Source organism: Streptomyces sp. NPDC001927 (assembly GCF_053594455.1).
This window is the reverse complement of sequence record NZ_JBSFEN010000001.1, coordinates 1017689-1035196: the sequence shown is the minus strand read 5'-3', so window position 1 is coordinate 1035196 and position 17508 is coordinate 1017689. Positions and strand designations below refer to the sequence as shown.

Genomic DNA, 17508 nt, shown 5'->3' with positions numbered 1-17508 from the left:
GGAGAGGCCCCGGTGTGTGGACACCGGGGCCTCTCCGCACGAGGTCAGACGCTGGCGGCGCCGACCTCCACGCCGTGCTCGGCGGCCAGTCGGTGCAGGTCGTCGAGCTCGGCCTGCTCGACCTCCGCGAGGAAGTCGTCGCCCGTCTCGCGTGCCCGTGTGAGGTCGGTCTGCGCGGTCCTTATGCGCTGCAGCAGTCCTGCGGTGAAAGCGTCCATGGTGCGCCCCCTCGTCATGGGTCGGTGGCACGGGGGTGTGCCGAGGGTGGGTGGATCACACGCTGCGAACCTCTGGGGGACAGAGCGGCCTGTGGCGGCCACGTACGGGTGCCACGAAGCAGAGTGTGATCACGGGGTGTGCAGACGTCCTCCCCAGCTGTTTCCTCAGAGAAACCTCAACTGGCCCGGGAATCAGGTGAATTCTTGGCACGCCCCCCTCTCACCCCACCCGTGCTTCCACACGCCCCCCGCCCGTCGTGACACCCCGTGCCCGCCTCCCGCAGGCCGTCTTACAGCCGGTTTACGCGCGTACGGGGCAGGATGGACACGCACAGTCAGTGCTCAGACCGCCCGGTCCGCGTCGAGGACAGGGGCCCCTAGGGAAGGAAGAACCGACGTGCGCGTACTCGTCGTCGAGGACGAGCAGCTGCTCGCCGATGCGGTGGCCACCGGACTGCGCCGGGAGGCCATGGCCGTCGACGTCGTGTACGACGGCGCCGCCGCCCTGGAGCGGGTCGGGGTGAACGACTACGACGTGGTCGTCCTCGACCGCGACCTTCCCCTGGTCCACGGCGACGACGTCTGCCGCAAGATCGTCGAGCTCGGCATGCCCACCCGCATCCTGATGCTCACCGCCTCCGGCGACGTCAGCGACCGCGTCGAGGGCCTGGAGCTGGGCGCCGACGACTATCTGCCGAAGCCCTTCGCCTTCACCGAGCTCACCGCGCGCGTGCGCGCCCTCGGCCGCCGCACCACGGTGCCCCTGCCGCCCGTCCTGGAGCGCGCGGGCATCAAGCTCGACCCGAACCGCCGCGAGGTCTTCCGGGAGGGCAAGGAGGTCCAGCTCGCCCCGAAGGAGTTCGCGGTCCTCGAGGTCCTCATGCGCAGCGAGGGCGCGGTCGTCTCGGCCGAGCAGCTCCTGGAGAAGGCCTGGGACGAGAACACGGACCCGTTCACCAACGTCGTACGGGTCACGGTGATGACCCTGCGCCGCAAGCTGGGCGAGCCGCCGGTCATCGTGACCGTGCCCGGCTCCGGCTACCGGATCTGACCCGGTGGCCGCGACGCCGGCGCACCCACAGGCGCCCCCGAAGCCGACCTGGGACCCGAGGGACCCGGTCCGGCCCCTGCTCCGCCCGACCATCCGCATACGGCTCACGCTGCTGTACGGCGGGATGTTCCTGATCGCCGGCATCCTGCTGCTGTCGATCATCTACCTCTTCACCGCGCAGGCCCTGAGCGACAGCGCCTCCGAGCTGCCCTTCAAGGTCATCGAGGGCAAGGTCCAGCCGACCACCTCCTGGTGCCGGCTGCCCGTCCAGGGCACCGGCGAGCAGCTCAACGACGCCGTCTCGGCCTGCCTCCAGAAGCAGCGGGAAATGGCGCTCGAGGACCTCCTGCGCCGCTCCCTCTTCGCCCTGCTCGGCCTGAGCATCATCGCCTTCGCCTTCGGCTACGCCATGGCGGGCCGCGTGCTCTCCCCGCTGGGCCGGATCACCCGGACCGCCCGCCAGGTGGCCGGCTCCGACCTGGCACGCCGGATCGAGCTGGACGGCCCGGACGACGAGCTCAAGGAGCTCGCGGACACCTTCGACGAGATGCTGGAGCGCCTGGAGCGGGCCTTCACCGCCCAGCAGCGGTTCGTCGCCAACGCCTCGCACGAGCTGCGCACCCCGCTGGCGATCAATCGCACGCTCCTGGAGGTCCACCTCTCCGACCCCGGGGCCCCGGTCGAGCTCCAGCAGCTCGGCAAGACCCTGCTCGCCACCAACGAGCGCAGCGAGCAGCTGGTGGAGGGCCTGCTGCTGCTCGCCCGCAGCGACAACCAGTTCGTCGAGCGCAAGCCGGTCGACCTCGCGGAGGTCGCCTCGCGCGCCGTCGACCAGGTGCACGCCGAGGCCCAGGCCAAGGGCGTCGAGATCCGCGGCGAGCGGGCGCTCGCCGTCGTCCAGGGCAATGGCGTGCTCCTGGAGCGGATCGCCCTGAACCTGGTCCAGAACGCCGTGCGGTACAACGTGGCCGAGGAAGGCTGGGTGGAGGTCACCACCGGGGTCGAGCGCGGTCAGGCGGTGCTCGTCGTCTCGAACACGGGTCCCGTGGTTCCCGCGTACGAGATCGACAACCTCTTCGAGCCGTTCAGGCGGCTGCGGCAGGAGCGGACCGGGAGCGACAAGGGCGTCGGACTCGGCCTGTCGATCGCCCGTTCCGTCGCGCGCGCCCACGGTGGCCGTATCATCGCGGAGCCCCGCGAAGGCGGCGGTCTCGTGATGCGTGTCACTCTGCCGATCTGACACACTTCGAGTACCAGCCGGTTCCGTTCGCTTTGCGCGGAATTCCGGGTCCGCTCCTGAGACGCACGTGTGTGATCGATCACAGGGACGCGCATCCGGCGCTCTACTCTCCGTGATCGAGAATTCATGGGAAAACCCGGAAAAGTCCGGGTTTCCCGGGCCCTGAATGACGGGAAGTACACGGGGTGGCGCCCGTGAAGGGCGGCAGGAGGACCGTGTACGGTCCGGTTCGCCACCCAAAGCCGATCACTCGTGAGAGGGCCGGTTGGGTGTCGATTGAGTAACAGACCTTGATGTGAGGCAAAATCTCCGCCTCGGGTCGGGCACAAGTCCGGCCTCTCACGCGTTACGTGCGCTGGAGACACCGCAACCACCCAGAGGGGGAGAGCGACATGGCAACGGATTACGACACCCCACGCAAGACCGACGACGACGTCGATTCGGACAGCCTTGAGGAACTGAAGGCCCGCCGGAACGACAAGTCGACCTCGACGGTCGACGTCGACGAGTTCGAGGCCGCCGAAGGCCTGGAACTGCCCGGCGCCGACCTCTCGAACGAGGAGCTGGCCGTCCGGGTCCTGCCCAAGCAGGCCGACGAGTTCACCTGCATGAGCTGCTTCCTCGTGCACCACCGCAGCCAGCTGGCTCGGGAGAAGAACGGTCAGCCGATCTGCCGCGACTGCGACTGAGATCGGTCGACCGTGGCAGGCGACTCACCGTCTCGGAAGCGACGCTTCCGGCTTCATGGGAAGCCGGAGGCGGTTCAGGGCGGCTCGAACCCGGAGGACGTGGCCCAGGAGGCCGCGCCAGCCGAGCAGACCGCCCTCCTGCCCTCCCTCGGCGCACGTGACGACGAGCGGGGCCCCTCGGCCTCGCTCGAAGCTGCCACGGTGCCGGAACCGGAGGAGCGGGACGCTTCACGCGGTGGGCGCCTCGTCAAGCGCGTCGCCGACCCGGCACGCGTCCAACTGGACCGTATGAAGCTCGACCGCGCGCGGATCGACGCCGTCAAACGCGGCGTGAAGCGCGGCGGCGAGAGCGCCAGAGCGGGCATCGGCTATCTCGCCGACCGGATCATCGAGATCGCCCCGCGCGTCCCCGTCCGGGACCTGGCGACCCTGCGCAAGCACTTTCCCGGGCTCGGCCCCGAGCAGATCGCCGACAAACTCGTCGCGGGCGCCTGCAACGCCAGCTCGACCGTCGGCGCCGGCGTCGGCGCGGCCGCCATGCTGCCCGTACCCCCGGCCATGCCCGCCGAGCTCGCAGCCGAGATCACCGGGGTCGCCGCGATCGAGCTCAAGCTCATCGCCGAACTCCACGAGGTCTACGGACTCAGGCCGCCCGGCACGCTCACCCAGCGGTCGACGGCCTATCTGACCGCCTGGACCGAGGAGCGGGGCATCGACCCCACCAAGCCGACCACCGTCAACGCGGCGCTCGGCGGCCAGCTCAAGCGCGAGCTGCGCCAGCAGATCATGAAGCGCATGGTGCGCAACCTGCCGAACCTGATGCCGTTCATGGTCGGCGCGGCCGTCGGCGCCGTGATGAACCGCCGCGACACCCGGAAGCTCGCCCAGCACGTCCGCAAGGACCTGCGCGCGCGACAGGTCCCCTGGGACGCCCTGGAGGGGCTGCCCCCGCTGGAGCAGCCCGAGAACCCCAAGCAGATCGGCTTCTAGCCCTCCTGGCCCTCCGCGCGGGCCGCCTCGAGCGCGGCCGCCAGGCCCTCCGGGTCGCGGCTGGAGAGATAGACGTACGGAGTCGGGTCCTCGGGGTCCGTGACCTCGACCCGGACCGCGCGCGGCACATAGCTGCGCAGCACCATGAAGGCGCGCGGATCGGCCTTGTACGTGCGCCAGGCCCGCGCCTCCTCCTCGTCGAGCACCTCCGGCGTCCCCAGCGCCGACGCCGGGATCCGCGCGTCACCCGCGACCAGCGAACCGGACACCACCCGGATCCGCACCGAGCCGTACGAGGACACCGCCACCGCCGCCAGCGCGCCCGCGGCGATCACGCCGCCCAGCAGCGGGACCGTGCCCAGCGGGAACATGACCAGACCGCCGCTGAGGCCCAGCAGAGCCGTGATGACCCACCAGGAGCCGGGAGCGGTCAACCGCTCGTCGAAACGCGGCGCCGAGGCCGCCGCGGCGGGCGGAACGGGGGAGGAGGCGGAAGGCTGCATGCGTCCAAGCTTGGCACGGCGCGACCTGCGCCCGGACTCGCGGGTAAGGTCTGCGCCTGTGACCGCGACATCTCCTGCCCTCACCCCGCCGGCCGACGCCATACCGCCGGTACGCCACCCCGACGCGCCCGCCCCGGGCGAGCTGCTCGGCGCGCACTACGCGTACTGCTTCGGGTGCGGCGGCGGGCAGCCCCACGGGCTGCACCTGGAGGCGCGGGCGGGCGAGGGCGTGAGCGTCACCGCCGAGTTCACGGTGACCCCCGACCACCAGGGCGCCCCCGGCCTCGCGCACGGCGGCGTCCTCGCCACCGCGCTCGACGAGACCCTCGGCTCCCTGAACTGGCTGCTGCGGGTCATCGCCGTCACCGGACGCCTGGAGACCGACTTCGCCAGGCCCGTCCCCGTCGGCACCGTCCTGCACCTGGAGGCCCAGGTCACCGCCGTGCACGGGCGCAAGATCTACTCGACCGCCGTCGGCCGGATCGGCGGGCCCGAGGGCCCCGTCGCCGTCCGCGCCGACGCCCTCTTCATCGAGGTCAAGGTCGACCACTTCATCGACAACGGCCGCCCGGAGGAGATCCAGGCCGCCATGTCCGACCCCGACCAGGTCCGGCGCGCCCGCGCCTTCGAGGTGAACCCCTGATGAGCAACCCCCCTCTCGACGTCCTGATCCGCCGCGTCGACCCCGACGTCCCGATCCCGGCCTACGGCCACCCCGGCGACGCCGGGGCCGATCTCGTGACCACCGAGGCGGCCGTCCTGGCCCCCGGTGAGCGGGCCGTGCTGCCCACCGGCGTCTCCATCGCGCTCCCCGACGGCTACGCGGCCTTCGTGCACCCGCGCTCGGGCCTGGCCGCCCGCTGCGGAGTGGCGCTCGTGAATGCCCCGGGGACGGTGGATGCCGGGTACCGTGGAGAGATCAAGGTGATCGTGGTCAATCTGGACCCGCGCGAGAGCGTGCGGTTCGAACGGTTCGACCGGATTGCCCAACTGGTCGTCCAGCAGGTCGAGAAGGTGCGCTTCCACGAGGTGGCGGAGCTTCCCGGCTCGGCGCGGGCCGAGGGGGGCTTCGGGTCCACCGGCGGTCATGCCGCCGTGGACGGCACAACGGGTGGGAATCGATACGCTTCGGTCGTATCCGACCGGGAAGGACAGTGACGTGTTCGGACGTCGCAAGAAGAGCGGTACCGCTGAGGACGCGGCGGGCGAGGCCGAGCAGGTCGTCGACGAGGTCGACACTGACGACACGGCCGGTGCGCCGCGTCGGGTGAACCTTCCGCCGGCGCCCCGGCCCGACGGACCGTGGGACATCTCCGAGGTCTCCAAGCCGGAGGACGGCCGGGTGGACCTCGGCGGGATCTTCGTGCCCGGAGTCGAGGGCATGGAGCTCCGGGTCGAGGTGGCGGGCGACGCGATCGTCGCGGCCACCGTCGTGCTGCAGAACAGCGCCGTACAGCTGCAGGCCTTCGCCGCGCCGAAGAAGGAAGGCATCTGGGGCGAGGTCCGCGAGGAGATCGCCTCCGGCATCACCCAGCAGGGCGGGGTCATCGACGAGGTCGAGGGCCCGCTGGGCTGGGAGCTGCGGGCGCAGGTCCCCGTGCAGCTGCCGGACGGCACCGGCGGTGTGCAGCTGGTGCGTTTCGTGGGCGTCGACGGGCCCCGCTGGTTCCTGCGCGGAGTCATCTCCGGCCAGGGCGCGGTCCAGCCCGAGGCCGCCGGTCTGCTGGAGCAGATCGTCCGGGACACCGTGGTGGTCCGGGGCGAGGGCCCGATGGCCCCGCGCGACCCGATCGTCCTCAAGCTGCCCAACGACGCGCAGATGGTGCCGGACGGCGTGCAGCAGGACGAGCAGGAGGGCTCCCGCTTCTCCGGAGGCATGGGCCAGCTCCAGCGCGGACCGGAGATCACCGAGGTCCGCTGACCCCGTATCCGTAATCCCTCGCTCCCTCGTGAACGAGGCCGGTGGGCCGTATTCCGGACAACCTGTCCGGAATGCGGCCCACCGGCACGTCTGGACCCTGGTCGGGCGGGCCCTCGTCGGCCCATACTGACGGGCGCACACGTTCGACGAGGGGGAGCACAGCGATGAGTGAGAGCAGCGCCCGGTCCGGCACGGCCGTCGCCGAGGACCCGACCGGCGGACCCATGGTCCGCGTCGAGGGGCTGCGCCGCTCGTACGGTACGGGTGAGGCCGCCGTCCACGCGCTGCGCGGGGTCTCCTTCGACCTCCCGCGCGGGGAGCTCGTCGCCCTGAAGGGCCGCTCCGGCTCCGGCAAGACCACCCTGCTCAACCTGGTCGGCGGCCTGGACGCCCCCGACGGCGGCCGGATCACCATCGACGGCACCGACCTCGCGGAGCTCGGCGAGGACGGGCTCCTGGCGCTGCGCCGGGACCGGATCGGCTTCATCTTCCAGTCCTTCGGGCTCATCCCGATCCTGACCGCCGCCGAGAACGTGGGCGTACCGCTGCGGCTGCGCAAGGCCGACCCCAAGGAGCGCGAGGAGCGGGTAGCGCTCCTGCTCGCCCTGGTCGGCCTCGCCGACCACGCGTCCCAGCGGCCCGGTGAGCTCTCCGGCGGCCAGCAGCAGCGCGTCGCCATCGCCCGGGCCCTCGCCAACAGGCCGGCCCTGCTGATCGCCGACGAGCCGACCGGTCAGCTCGACGCCGAGACCGGACTCGCGGTGATGCACCTGCTGCGCGCGGTGGTCCGCAGCGAGGGCGTGACGGCCCTGGTGGCCACCCACGACGCCCAGCTCCTGGGCCTCGCGGACCGGGTGCTCGAACTGAACGACGGCGAGATCATCGAGCACTGACGCGGGGCTGGATAGCGAAGGCCGGATATCGGATCCAATATCCACTGTCCAATATCCAATATCCGATCCCGCGCCGTCGGTGGGCCGCCGGCCGCGCGGCCCGGGGCTCTGGGCGCCCCACGGAAGGGCGTAGCGGCCCCGCGGGGAAGCGCCAGCCACCTTTCCGCCGGATCGCTCCCGGAGCCATCAGAATCACGTCAATACAGCTTGTCGCGCTTGCCCCTGGTGCGGAATGTCCGATTCTCTGGACGTAAGGTCATGGCATGGGACGCGGCAAGCTACGGATCTACCTCGGCGCGGCACCGGGCGTCGGCAAGACGTACGCGATGCTCTCCGAGGGACATCGCCGTGTCGAGCGGGGCACCGACTGCGTCGTCGCCCTGGTGGAGCACCACGGGCGGCCGCGCACCGAGGTGATGTTGCACGGCCTGGAGCAGGTCCCGCGCGCCACCCTCCAGTACCGGGGCGCCACCTTCACCGAGATGGACGTCGACGCCGTCCTCGCCAGGAAGCCCGCCGTCGCCCTCGTGGACGAGCTGGCCCACACCAACGTGCCGGGCTCCCGGAACTCCAAGCGCTGGCAGGACGTCGAGGAGCTGCTCGCCGCCGGGATCGACGTCATATCCACCGTCAACATCCAGCACCTCGAATCGCTGGGCGACGTCGTCGAGTCGATCACCGGCGTGCGCCAGCAGGAGACCGTCCCCGACGAGGTCGTGCGCCGCGCGGACCAGATCGAGCTGGTCGACATGTCGCCCCAGGCCCTGCGCCGCCGCATGGCCCACGGCAACATCTACAAACCGGACCGGATCGACGCGTCCCTCGCCAACTACTTCCGCCCCGGCAACCTCACGGCCCTGCGTGAGCTGGCCCTGCTCTGGACCGCCGACCGGGTCGACGAGTACCTCCAGCAGTACCGGGGCGAGCACGGCATCCGCTCCACCTGGCAGGCCCGCGAGCGGATCGTCGTCGGCCTCACCGGCGGCCCCGAGGGCCGCACCCTCATCCGGCGCGCCGCGCGGCTGGCCGAGAAGGGCGCCGGCGGCGAGGTGCTCGCCGTCTACATCGCCCGCAGCGACGGCCTCACGGCCGCCTCGCCCAAGGAGCTCGCGGTCCAGCGCACGCTGGTCGAGGACCTCGGCGGAACGTTCCACCACGTCATCGGCGACGACATCCCCTCCGGCCTCCTGGAGTTCGCCCGGGGCGTCAACGCCACCCAGATCGTCCTCGGCTCAAGCCGCCGCAAGACCTGGCAGTACATGTTCGGCCCCGGCGTCGGCCAGACCGTCGCCCGCGAGTCGGGCCCCGACCTCGACGTCCACATCGTCACCCACGACGAGGTCGCCAAGGGCCGCGGCCTGCCCGTCGCCCGGGGCGCCCGGCTCGGCCGCTCCCGGATCATCTGGGGCTGGCTGGTCGGCATCGCGGGCCCCGCGCTGCTCACCCTGCTCCTCACGCACATCGACGCCGACCTCGGCCTCGCCAACGACATGCTGCTGTTCCTGGCGCTGACCGTGGCCTCGGCGCTGCTCGGCGGACTCCTGCCGGCCCTCGCGTCGGTCGCCTTCGGCTCGTTCCTGCTGAACTGGTTCTTCACCCCGCCGGTGCACCAGCTGACCATCGCCGACCCCCGGAACATCGTCGCCATCGCCGTCTTCTTCGGCGTCGCCGTCTCCGTCGCCTCGGTCGTCGACCTCGCCGCCCGGCGCACCCACCAGGCCGCCCGGCTGCGCGCCGAGTCCGAGGTGCTCTCGTACCTGGCGGGGAGCGTGCTGCGCGGGGAGACCAGCCTGGAAGCCCTGCTGGAACGCGTCCGGGAGACCTTCTCCATGGAGTCGGTCGCCCTCCTCGAACGCGAGAGCGACGTCGAGCCCTGGGTCTGCGCGGCGAGCGTCGGACAGCGCCCCGTCGCCCGCCCCGAGGACGCGGACGTGGACATGCCCGTCGGCGAGCACATGGCGCTCGCGCTGACCGGCCGAGTCCTGCCCGCCGAGGACCGTCGCGTCCTCGGCGCCTTCGCCGCCCAGGCCGCGGTCGTCCTGGACCGCCAGCGGCTCGTCGGCGAGGCGGAGAGCGCCCGCAAGCTGGCCGAGGGCAACAAGATCCGCACCTCGCTCCTCGCGGCCGTCAGCCATGACCTGCGTACCCCGCTCGCCGGCATCAAGGCCTCCGTCACCTCCCTGCGCTCCGACGACGTCGACTGGTCCGAGGAGGACCGGGCGGAACTTCTCGCGGGCATCGAGGAAGGAGCGGACCGGCTGGACCACCTGGTCGGTAATCTCCTCGACATGTCCCGGCTCCAGACCGGTACGGTCACCCCCCTGATCCGCCCCATCGACCTGGACGAGGTGGTTCCCATGGCCCTCGGCGGTGTGCCGGACGGGAGCGCCGAGCTGGACATCCCCGAGACCCTGCCGATGGTGGAGGTCGACAAGGGGCTCCTGGAGCGGGTCGTCGCCAACGTCGTCGAGAACGCGGTCAAGTACAGCCCCGACGGGACGCCGGTGACCGTCTCCGCGAGCGCCCTGGGCGACCGGGTCGAGCTGCGCGTCGTCGACCGGGGGCCCGGGGTGCCGGACGAGAGCAAGGAGCGCGTCTTCGAGCCGTTCCAGCGCTTCGGGGACGCCCCGCGGGGCTCCGGCGTCGGCCTCGGCCTCGCGGTCGCCCGGGGCTTCGTCGAGGCCATGGGGGGCACGATCACCGCGGAGGACACTCCCGGTGGCGGCCTGACGATGACGCTGACCCTCAAGGCCGTGAACGGTCAGCTGCCGCCCTCGGACTCCGACCTGTCCGCCGCCACCCGGATCACCACGTGACCCCACGACCCACCCCGTCCTCCGGGACGACCCCGTCCCCCGGCACGACCCCGTCGTCCCGGACGACCCCGTTCTTCCAGACGTACGAAGCAGAGAGAAGGAAGCCTTCGATGACCCGGGTTCTCGTCGTCGACGACGAGCCGCAGATCGTCCGCGCGCTGGTGATCAACCTCAAGGCGCGCAAGTACGAGGTGGACGCGGCCCCCGACGGCGCCACCGCCCTTCGGCTCGCCGCCGAACGCCACCCCGACGTGGTCGTCCTCGACCTCGGCCTGCCGGACCTCGACGGTGTCGAGGTCATCAAGGGCCTGCGCGGCTGGACCCGCGTGCCGATCCTGGTGCTCTCCGCGCGCCAGACCTCCGACGAGAAGGTCGAGGCCCTCGACGCCGGCGCCGACGACTACGTCACCAAGCCCTTCGGCATGGACGAGCTGCTGGCGCGGCTGCGCGCCGCCGTGCGCAGGGCCGAGCCGGTCGGCGGCGGGGACGACGGTGTCGTGACGGTCGAGACCGAGGACTTCACGGTCGACCTGGCCGCGAAGAAGGTCCACCGGGACGGGCGGGACGTCCGCCTCACGCCGACCGAGTGGCACCTCCTCGAAGTGCTCGTCCGCAACAGCGGGCGCCTGGTGAGCCAGAAGCAGCTCCTGCAGGAGGTCTGGGGCCCGTCGTACGGCACCGAGACCAACTACCTCCGGGTCTACATGGCGCAGCTGCGGCGCAAGCTGGAGGCCGACCCCTCGCACCCGAAGCACTTCGTCACGGAGCCGGGGATGGGCTACCGCTTCGAGCACTGATACGGGACGCGCTAGTACGGGACGGTCCGGGGCGATCCGGGCCGGTTCCGCTGTCGGTGAGGGCCGGTACGCTCTATGTATGAGTGCCGCACCCCGTACAGAGAAGCCGGCCGGCCGCTTCCGCCGGATGCTCGACCGGCTGTCCTCCTCGCAGGAGGAACTGGAGTCCGAAGAGCTCCAGGAGGACGCCGAGGCCTCGGGCTGCACGCGCATCTCGGACTGTTCGGACCGCCAGATAGTCAAGGTGACTGGTACCTTGCGCACGGTCACGCTGCGCCCCCGGGCCGGTGTGCCCGCCCTCGAGGCCGAGCTGTTCGACGGCACGGCCCCGCTGGACGTGGTGTGGCTGGGCCGGCGGTCCATCGTGGGCATAGAGCCGGGCCGCAAGCTGATCGCCTCCGGCCGGATCTCCATGAGCCACGGCCGGCGGGTCCTCTTCAACCCCAAATACGAGCTCCGACCGCTCGGACAGGAGTAGCCGGTGACGTCGCTCGACAAGCCGACGACGGATCAGGACGCCCCGGACAGCCAGGGCGCCCAGCAGGACCAGGCCTCCAAGGAGGTCACCGAGGCCGCGCTCTTCGAGGCCTTCGGCGGCCTGCGCGGCATGATCGAGACGGTCGTGCCCGGTCTGCTCTTCGTCACGATCTTCACGATCAACAAGAACCTGCATGTCTCGGCCATCGCGGCGCTCGCGGTCTCGCTGGTCCTGGTCGCCGTCCGGCTGATCCGCCGGGACACGGTCAAGCACGCCTTCAGCGGTGTCTTCGGCGTGGCCTTCGGTGTGGTCTTCGCGATGATGACCGGCAACGCCAAGGACTTCTATCTTCCGGGCATGCTGTACACGCTGGGCCTGGCCCTCGCGTACATCATCACCGCGCTCGCCGGTGTGCCGCTGATCGGCCTCATCCTGGGCCCGGTCTTCAAGGAGAACCTCTCCTGGCGGACCCGTAACCCCGGCCGGAAGAAGGCGTACACCAAGGCGAGCTGGGCCTGGGGCCTGATCCTGCTGGCCAAGTGCGCGATCCTCTTCCCGCTCTACTGGTGGGCCGACACCACCCAGTTCGGCTGGGTGCTCATCGCGCTGAAGATCCCGCCGTTCCTGCTCGCGGTCTACCTGACGTGGGTCTTCCTGGCGAAGGCCCCGCCGCCGATCGACGTCTTCGCCGAGATGGAGGCGGAGGAGGCGGCCGAGAAGGCCAGCAAGGAGGCCGCGGCCAGGCAGCCGGAGGCGTAGACCGTACGAACCGGAGGCGTAGACGGTACGAGGAAGGGCCCGGGACCTTGAGAGGTCCCGGGCCCTTCCACGTACGCGTAACCGTACGCCTTTACGCGCCCTCGTCGCGGCGGACCGAGAGCAGGTCCTCCAGCTGCTCCTCGCGGGCCTGGGCGGCCACGAAGAGGAGCTCGTCGCCGGCCTCCAGGGTCTCCTCCGCGGTCGGGGTGAGGACCCGGGAGCCGCGGATGATCGTCACCAGGGAGGTGTCCTGCGGCCAGGCCACGTCGCCCACCGCCGTACCCGCGATCGCCGACTCCGGCGGCAGCGTCAGCTCCACCAGGTTCGCGTCGCCGTGGCTGAAGCGCAGCAGCCGGACCAGGTCGCCGACGCTCACCGCCTCCTCCACCAGGGCCGACATCAGACGCGGCGTCGAGACGGCGACGTCCACGCCCCAGGACTCGTTGAAGAGCCACTCGTTCTTCGGGTTGTTCACCCGGGCGACCACGCGCGGCACGCCGTACTCGGTCTTCGCGAGCAGCGAGACGACCAGGTTGACCTTGTCGTCGCCGGTGGCCGCGATGACCACGTTGCAGCGCTGCAGCGCCGCCTCGTCCAGCGAGGTGATCTCGCAGGCGTCGGCGAGCAGCCACTCCGCCTGCGGCACCCGTTCCACCGAGATGGCGGTCGGCGCCTTGTCGATCAGCAGGATCTCGTGGCCGTTCTCCAGGAGCTCGCCCGCGATGGAACGGCCCACCGCACCCGCGCCCGCGATTGCGACACGCATCAGTGACCGCCCTCCTCAGGACCCTCGGCGAAGGCCGCCTCGACCTTGGCCACCTCGTCGGTCCGCATCATCACGTGCACGAGGTCGCCCTCCTGCAGCACCGTCTGCGAGGACGGGATGACCGCCTCGCCCAGCCGGGTGAGGAACGCCACGCGCACACCCGTCTCGTCCTGCAGCCTGCTGACCTTGTGACCGATCCACGCGGGGGAGGTGTGCACCTCCGCCAGCTGCACGCCACCGCTCGGGTCGCTCCACAGCGGCTCCGCGCCGGACGGCAGCAGCCGCCGCAGCATCTGGTCGGCGGTCCAGCGGACCGTCGCGACCGTCGGGATGCCGAGCCGCTGGTAGACCTCGGCGCGCCGCGGGTCGTAGATCCGGGCCGCCACGTTCTCGATGCCGAACATCTCGCGCGCGACGCGCGCCGCGATGATGTTCGAGTTGTCGCCGCTGCTCACGGCGGCGAAGGCGCCGGCCTCCTCGATCCCCGCCTCACGCAGGGTGTCCTGGTCGAACCCGACGCCGGTGACACGACGTCCGCCGAAACCGGAGCCGAGACGGCGGAAAGCCGTCGGGTCCTGGTCCACGACCGCGACGGTGTGCCCCTGCTGCTCCAGGGTCTGCGCGAGAGCGGCTCCCACTCGCCCGCAGCCCATGATGACGATGTGCACGTCCCCTTACCCCGCACTCCTGATCGTCTTGCTGACCTGCGAAAACACCCTGCTCACAACTTTCCTCACCCGACTGGCCCGGGCCGTGGCGGGCAGCGCCCTGCCGTGCTGCCCGGTCCGAGCTTATGCGGCAACGCCGGGCGGGACCGCATCCGAGGCCCCTGTCAGGTCTCGGCCAGGGAGATTCGGTGTGGATGGGGGCCCGAGGTGAGCCTGACGAATTCTTAGCGCTTACGATCCTCTGTTGTGTCCAAACTGACCGACCTGCCCAAACGCATCCTGATCGGACGGGCTCTGCGCAGCGACAAGCTCGGGGAGACCCTGCTCCCGAAGCGCATCGCTCTCCCCGTCTTCGCCTCCGACCCGCTGTCCTCGGTGGCGTACGCACCCGGCGAGGTGCTGCTCGTCCTGTCGATCGCGGGTCTGTCGGCCTACCACTTCAGCCCGTGGATCGCGCTGGCGGTCGTCGTCCTGATGTTCACGGTCGTCGCCTCGTACCGGCAGAACGTGCACGCCTATCCGAGCGGCGGCGGCGACTACGAGGTCGCCAACACCAACCTCGGCCCGAAGGCCGGCCTCACCGTCGCCAGCGCGCTGCTCGTCGACTACGTGCTGACCGTCGCCGTCTCGATCTCCTCCGGAATCGAGAACCTCGGCTCGGCCATCCCGTTCGTCGTCGAGAACAAGGTCCTCTGCGCGGTCGCGGTCATCCTGCTCCTGACGCTGATGAACCTGCGCGGGGTCAAGGAGTCGGGCAGCCTCTTCGCCATCCCGACGTACGTCTTCGTCGTCGGCGTCTTCATCATGATCGCCTGGGGCGCGTACAAGGGGCTCGTCCTCGACGACACCATGAAGGCGCCCACCGCCGACTTCGAGATCAAGCCCGAGCACGAGGGCCTGGCCGGCTTCGCGCTGGTCTTCCTGCTTCTGCGCGCCTTCTCCTCCGGCTGCGCCGCCCTCACCGGCGTCGAGGCGATCTCCAACGGCGTGCCCGCCTTCCGCAAGCCGAAGTCGAAGAACGCGGCCACCACGCTCGCGCTCATGGGCGGCCTGGCCGTCACCATGTTCTGCGGCATCATCTTCCTGGCGATGGCCACCGACGTACGGATGGCCGAGAACCCGGCGCACGACCTGCTGAGCAACGGTCAGCCCGTCGGCGAGAGCTACGTACAGGACCCGGTCATCTCCCAGGTCGCCGCGGCGGTCTTCGGCGACGGAACGTTCCTCTTCGTCGTCCTCGCCGCCGCCACGGCGCTCGTCCTCTTCCTGGCCGCCAACACGGCGTACAACGGCTTCCCGCTCCTCGGCTCGATCCTCGCCCAGGACCGGTACCTGCCGCGCCAGCTGCACACCCGCGGCGACCGGCTCACCTTCTCCAACGGCATCGTGCTCCTCGCCGGCGCCGCCATGCTGCTGGTGTGGGTCTACGGGGCCGACTCGACGAAGCTGATCCAGCTGTACATCGTCGGCGTCTTCGTCTCCTTCACCCTCAGCCAGACCGGCATGGTCCGGCACTGGAACCGGCACCTGAAGACCGAGAAGGACCCGGCCAAGCGCCGCCACATGATCCGCTCCCGCGCGATCAACGCCTTCGGCGCCTTCTTCACCGGCCTGGTCCTGGTCGTCGTCCTCGCCACGAAGTTCACCCACGGCGCCTGGGTCGCGCTGCTCGGCATGGTGATCTTCTACGGGACGATGTCGGCGATCCGGCGCCACTACGACTCGGTGGCGGAGGAGATCGCGGCGGCCGAGGAGCGCCCCGACGAGTACGTCCGCCCCTCCCGCGTCCGCTCCGTCGTCCTCGTCTCCAAGCTGCACAAGCCGACGCTGCGCGCCCTCGCGTACGCGAAGCTGCTGCACGCCCACGAGCTGGAGGCGCTGAGCGTCAACGTCGACCCGGCCGAGACCAAGGCGCTGCGGGAGGAGTGGGACCGGCGCGGGATCAACGTACCGCTGAAGATCCTCGACTCGCCGTACCGCGAGATCACCCGGCCGGTCATCGAGTACGTCAAGAACATCCGCCGCGAGAGCCCGCGGGACGCCGTCTCGGTCTACATCCCCGAGTACGTCGTCGGCCACTGGTACGAGCACCTGCTGCACAACCAGAGCGCGCTGCGGCTCAAGGGCCGGCTGCTCTTCACCCCGGGCGTGATGGTCACCTCGGTCCCGTACCAGCTCCGCTCGTCCGAGGCCGCGAAGAAGCGGGCCCGGAAGGGACAGGACTGGAACGCGCCGGGTTCGGTGCGGCGCGGCCCGGTCGAGAAGCGCACGAAGGAACCGGCCGGCAAGGGCACGTAGACTGGTGGGCTGCCGCCCTGCGGCAGCCCACATCTCTCTTCCCCTGGAGTAACCCGCTCATGCAGAACGCACCTGTTCCTTCGTTGATCGGGGAAGAGTACGAGGTCGAGGTCGGCCCGGTGGCGCACGGCGGCCACTGCATCGCGCGGACGGAGGGCGGCCGGGTCCTCTTCGTCCGGCACGCGCTGCCGGGCGAGCGGGTCGTGGCGAAGGTGACGGAGGGCGACGAGACCTCCCGCTACCTGCGCGCGGACGCGATCACGATCCTGGACGCCTCCAAGGACCGGGTGGAAGCCCCCTGCCCCTTCGCGGGACCGGGCAAGTGCGGCGGCTGCGACTGGCAGCACGCCAAGCCGGGCGCGCAGCGCCGCCTCAAGGGCGAGGTCATCGCCGAGCAGCTCCAGCGCCTCGCCGGGCTCACCCCGGAGGAGGCCGGCTGGGACGGCACCGTGATGCCGGCCGAGGGCGACAAGCTCCCGGCGGGCGAGGTCCCGCAGTGGCGCACCCGCGTGCAGTACGCGGTCGACGCCGAGGGCCACGCGGGCCTGCGCAAGCACCGCTCGCACGAGGTCGAGGTGATCGACCACTGCATGATCGCCTCTCCCGGCGTCACGGAGCTCGGCATCGAGAAGCACACCTGGGAGGGCATGGCCTCGGTGGAGGCGATCGCCGCGACGGGCTCGGGCGACCGTCAGGTGGTCCTGACCCCCCGCCCCGGCGGCCGTCTCCCGCTGGTGGAGCTGGACAAGCCGGTCTCGGTCCTCCGCGTCGACGAGAACGACGGCGGCGTGCACCGGGTCCACGGCCGCCCCTTCGTCCGCGAGCGCGCCGACGACCGCACGTACCGGGTCGGCAACGGCGGCTTCTGGCAGGTCCACCCGAAGGCCGCCCAGACCCTGGTCCTCGCGGTCATGCAGGGCCTGATGCCCCGCAAGGGCGACACGGCCCTGGACCTCTACTGCGGCGTCGGCCTCTTCGCGGGCGCGATCGCCGACCGCGTCGGCGACCAGGGCGCGGTCCTGGGCATCGAGTCCGGCAAGCGCGCGGTCGAGGACGCCCGGCACAACCTCGAGGCCTACGACCGCGTGCGCATCGAGCAGGGCAAGGTGGAGACCGTCCTCCCGCGCACCCGCATCACGGAGGTCGACCTCATCGTCCTGGACCCGCCCCGCGCGGGCGCGGGCAAGCAGACCGTCAAGCACCTCGCGGGCCTGGGCGCCCGCCGCATCGCCTACGTGGCCTGCGACCCGGCGGCCCTGGCCCGCGACATCGCCTACTTCAAGGAGGGCGGCTACCGGGTGCGCACGCTGCGGGCGTTCGACCTGTTCCCGATGACGCATCACGTGGAGTGCGTCGCGATTCTGGAGCCGGTGAAGAAGGACGCCTGACCTGAGGTTCCTCCGGGCCTCGTCGCCGTACAG

Annotated in this window: 18 protein-coding genes; 14 read left to right on the top strand and 4 right to left on the bottom strand. The window is 71.0% G+C overall.

The window, feature by feature from the left end:
* Positions 1–44 precede the first annotated feature (44 nt).
* Positions 45–218 carry a hypothetical protein gene (locus tag ACWCO8_RS04010; RefSeq protein WP_361967377.1) on the bottom strand — a complete coding sequence of 58 codons (174 nt, stop codon included), beginning with the start codon at positions 216–218 and terminating at the stop codon, positions 45–47.
* Between the two features lie 397 nt (positions 219–615).
* Here ACWCO8_RS04010 and ACWCO8_RS04005 point away from each other — a divergent pair, with 397 nt between their 5' ends.
* The 4 genes from ACWCO8_RS04005 to ACWCO8_RS03990 all read left to right on the top strand — a co-directional run bounded on the left by ACWCO8_RS04005 (position 616) and on the right by ACWCO8_RS03990 (position 4188).
* Complete coding sequence (locus tag ACWCO8_RS04005) at positions 616–1269, top strand: response regulator transcription factor (protein WP_189804626.1); 654 nt, start codon at positions 616–618, stop codon at positions 1267–1269.
* A gap of 4 nt (positions 1270–1273) precedes the next feature.
* Positions 1274–2509, top strand: a complete 1236-nt coding sequence (locus ACWCO8_RS04000; protein ID WP_451030777.1) for a sensor histidine kinase — start codon at positions 1274–1276, stop codon at positions 2507–2509.
* A 392-nt stretch (positions 2510–2901) separates the two neighbouring features.
* Positions 2902–3198, top strand: a complete 297-nt coding sequence (locus ACWCO8_RS03995) for a DUF4193 domain-containing protein (protein ID WP_003955561.1) — start codon at positions 2902–2904, stop codon at positions 3196–3198.
* A gap of 12 nt (positions 3199–3210) precedes the next feature.
* Positions 3211–4188 (top strand): hypothetical protein, encoded by a 978-nt coding sequence (locus ACWCO8_RS03990; RefSeq protein WP_451030776.1) that lies wholly within the window; start codon positions 3211–3213, stop codon positions 4186–4188.
* Here ACWCO8_RS03990 and ACWCO8_RS03985 read toward each other — a convergent pair.
* A complete protein-coding gene (locus tag ACWCO8_RS03985; protein ID WP_362012317.1) occupies positions 4185–4691 on the bottom strand; it encodes a DUF3093 domain-containing protein in 507 nt (168 codons plus the stop codon). The two genes, ACWCO8_RS03990 and ACWCO8_RS03985, sit on opposite strands and share 4 nt — an antisense overlap.
* A 58-nt stretch (positions 4692–4749) precedes the next feature.
* Between ACWCO8_RS03985 and ACWCO8_RS03980 the strand changes: the two genes are divergently transcribed.
* The 8 genes from ACWCO8_RS03980 (at position 4750) to ACWCO8_RS03945 (ending at position 12355) form a co-directional block, all read left to right on the top strand.
* Positions 4750–5334 carry a PaaI family thioesterase gene (locus ACWCO8_RS03980; protein WP_362012319.1) on the top strand — a complete coding sequence of 195 codons (585 nt, stop codon included), beginning with the start codon at positions 4750–4752 and terminating at the stop codon, positions 5332–5334.
* Positions 5334–5849, top strand: coding sequence for a dUTP diphosphatase (gene dut, locus ACWCO8_RS03975; RefSeq protein WP_362012322.1), 516 nt, complete (start codon positions 5334–5336; stop codon positions 5847–5849). Before ACWCO8_RS03980 ends, dut begins: the two co-directional genes overlap by 1 nt.
* A gap of 1 nt (position 5850) precedes the next feature.
* Positions 5851–6612 (top strand): DUF3710 domain-containing protein, encoded by a 762-nt coding sequence (locus ACWCO8_RS03970; protein WP_361967363.1) that lies wholly within the window; start codon positions 5851–5853, stop codon positions 6610–6612.
* A 164-nt stretch (positions 6613–6776) separates the two neighbouring features.
* Positions 6777–7505, top strand: coding sequence for an ABC transporter ATP-binding protein (locus ACWCO8_RS03965; protein WP_451030775.1), 729 nt, complete (start codon positions 6777–6779; stop codon positions 7503–7505).
* Between the two features lie 263 nt (positions 7506–7768).
* Positions 7769–10321 (top strand): ATP-binding protein, encoded by a 2553-nt coding sequence (locus tag ACWCO8_RS03960; protein ID WP_451030774.1) that lies wholly within the window; start codon positions 7769–7771, stop codon positions 10319–10321.
* Between the two features lie 110 nt (positions 10322–10431).
* A complete protein-coding gene (locus tag ACWCO8_RS03955) occupies positions 10432–11118 on the top strand; it encodes a response regulator (protein ID WP_362414558.1) in 687 nt (228 codons plus the stop codon).
* A 79-nt stretch (positions 11119–11197) separates the two neighbouring features.
* Positions 11198–11596 carry an OB-fold nucleic acid binding domain-containing protein gene (locus ACWCO8_RS03950; protein ID WP_362012333.1) on the top strand — a complete coding sequence of 133 codons (399 nt, stop codon included), beginning with the start codon at positions 11198–11200 and terminating at the stop codon, positions 11594–11596.
* Positions 11597–11599: 3 nt separating this feature from the next.
* On the top strand, positions 11600–12355 hold the full coding sequence (locus ACWCO8_RS03945) for a DUF3159 domain-containing protein (protein WP_451030773.1): 756 nt from the start codon (positions 11600–11602) through the stop codon (positions 12353–12355).
* Positions 12356–12446: 91 nt separating this feature from the next.
* On the opposite strand, the gene ACWCO8_RS03940 is transcribed toward ACWCO8_RS03945, so the two are convergent.
* Both ACWCO8_RS03940 and ACWCO8_RS03935 read right to left on the bottom strand, forming a co-directional pair.
* On the bottom strand, positions 12447–13121 hold the full coding sequence (locus ACWCO8_RS03940; protein ID WP_362012337.1) for a potassium channel family protein: 675 nt from the start codon (positions 13119–13121) through the stop codon (positions 12447–12449).
* The gene (locus tag ACWCO8_RS03935) at positions 13121–13789 is read right to left on the bottom strand and encodes a potassium channel family protein (protein ID WP_362012340.1); all 669 of its coding nucleotides are present in this window, start codon (positions 13787–13789) and stop codon (positions 13121–13123) included. The genes ACWCO8_RS03940 and ACWCO8_RS03935 overlap by 1 nt, the downstream gene beginning before the upstream one ends.
* A 246-nt stretch (positions 13790–14035) precedes the next feature.
* On the opposite strand from ACWCO8_RS03935, the gene ACWCO8_RS03930 reads away from it, so the two are divergent.
* Together ACWCO8_RS03930 and ACWCO8_RS03925 are read left to right on the top strand one after the other, a co-directional pair.
* Positions 14036–16087, top strand: coding sequence for an APC family permease (locus ACWCO8_RS03930; protein WP_362012343.1), 2052 nt, complete (start codon positions 14036–14038; stop codon positions 16085–16087).
* 59 nt (positions 16088–16146) lie between these two features.
* Positions 16147–17475 (top strand): class I SAM-dependent RNA methyltransferase, encoded by a 1329-nt coding sequence (locus ACWCO8_RS03925; RefSeq protein WP_451030772.1) that lies wholly within the window; start codon positions 16147–16149, stop codon positions 17473–17475.
* Positions 17476–17508 lie beyond the last annotated feature (33 nt).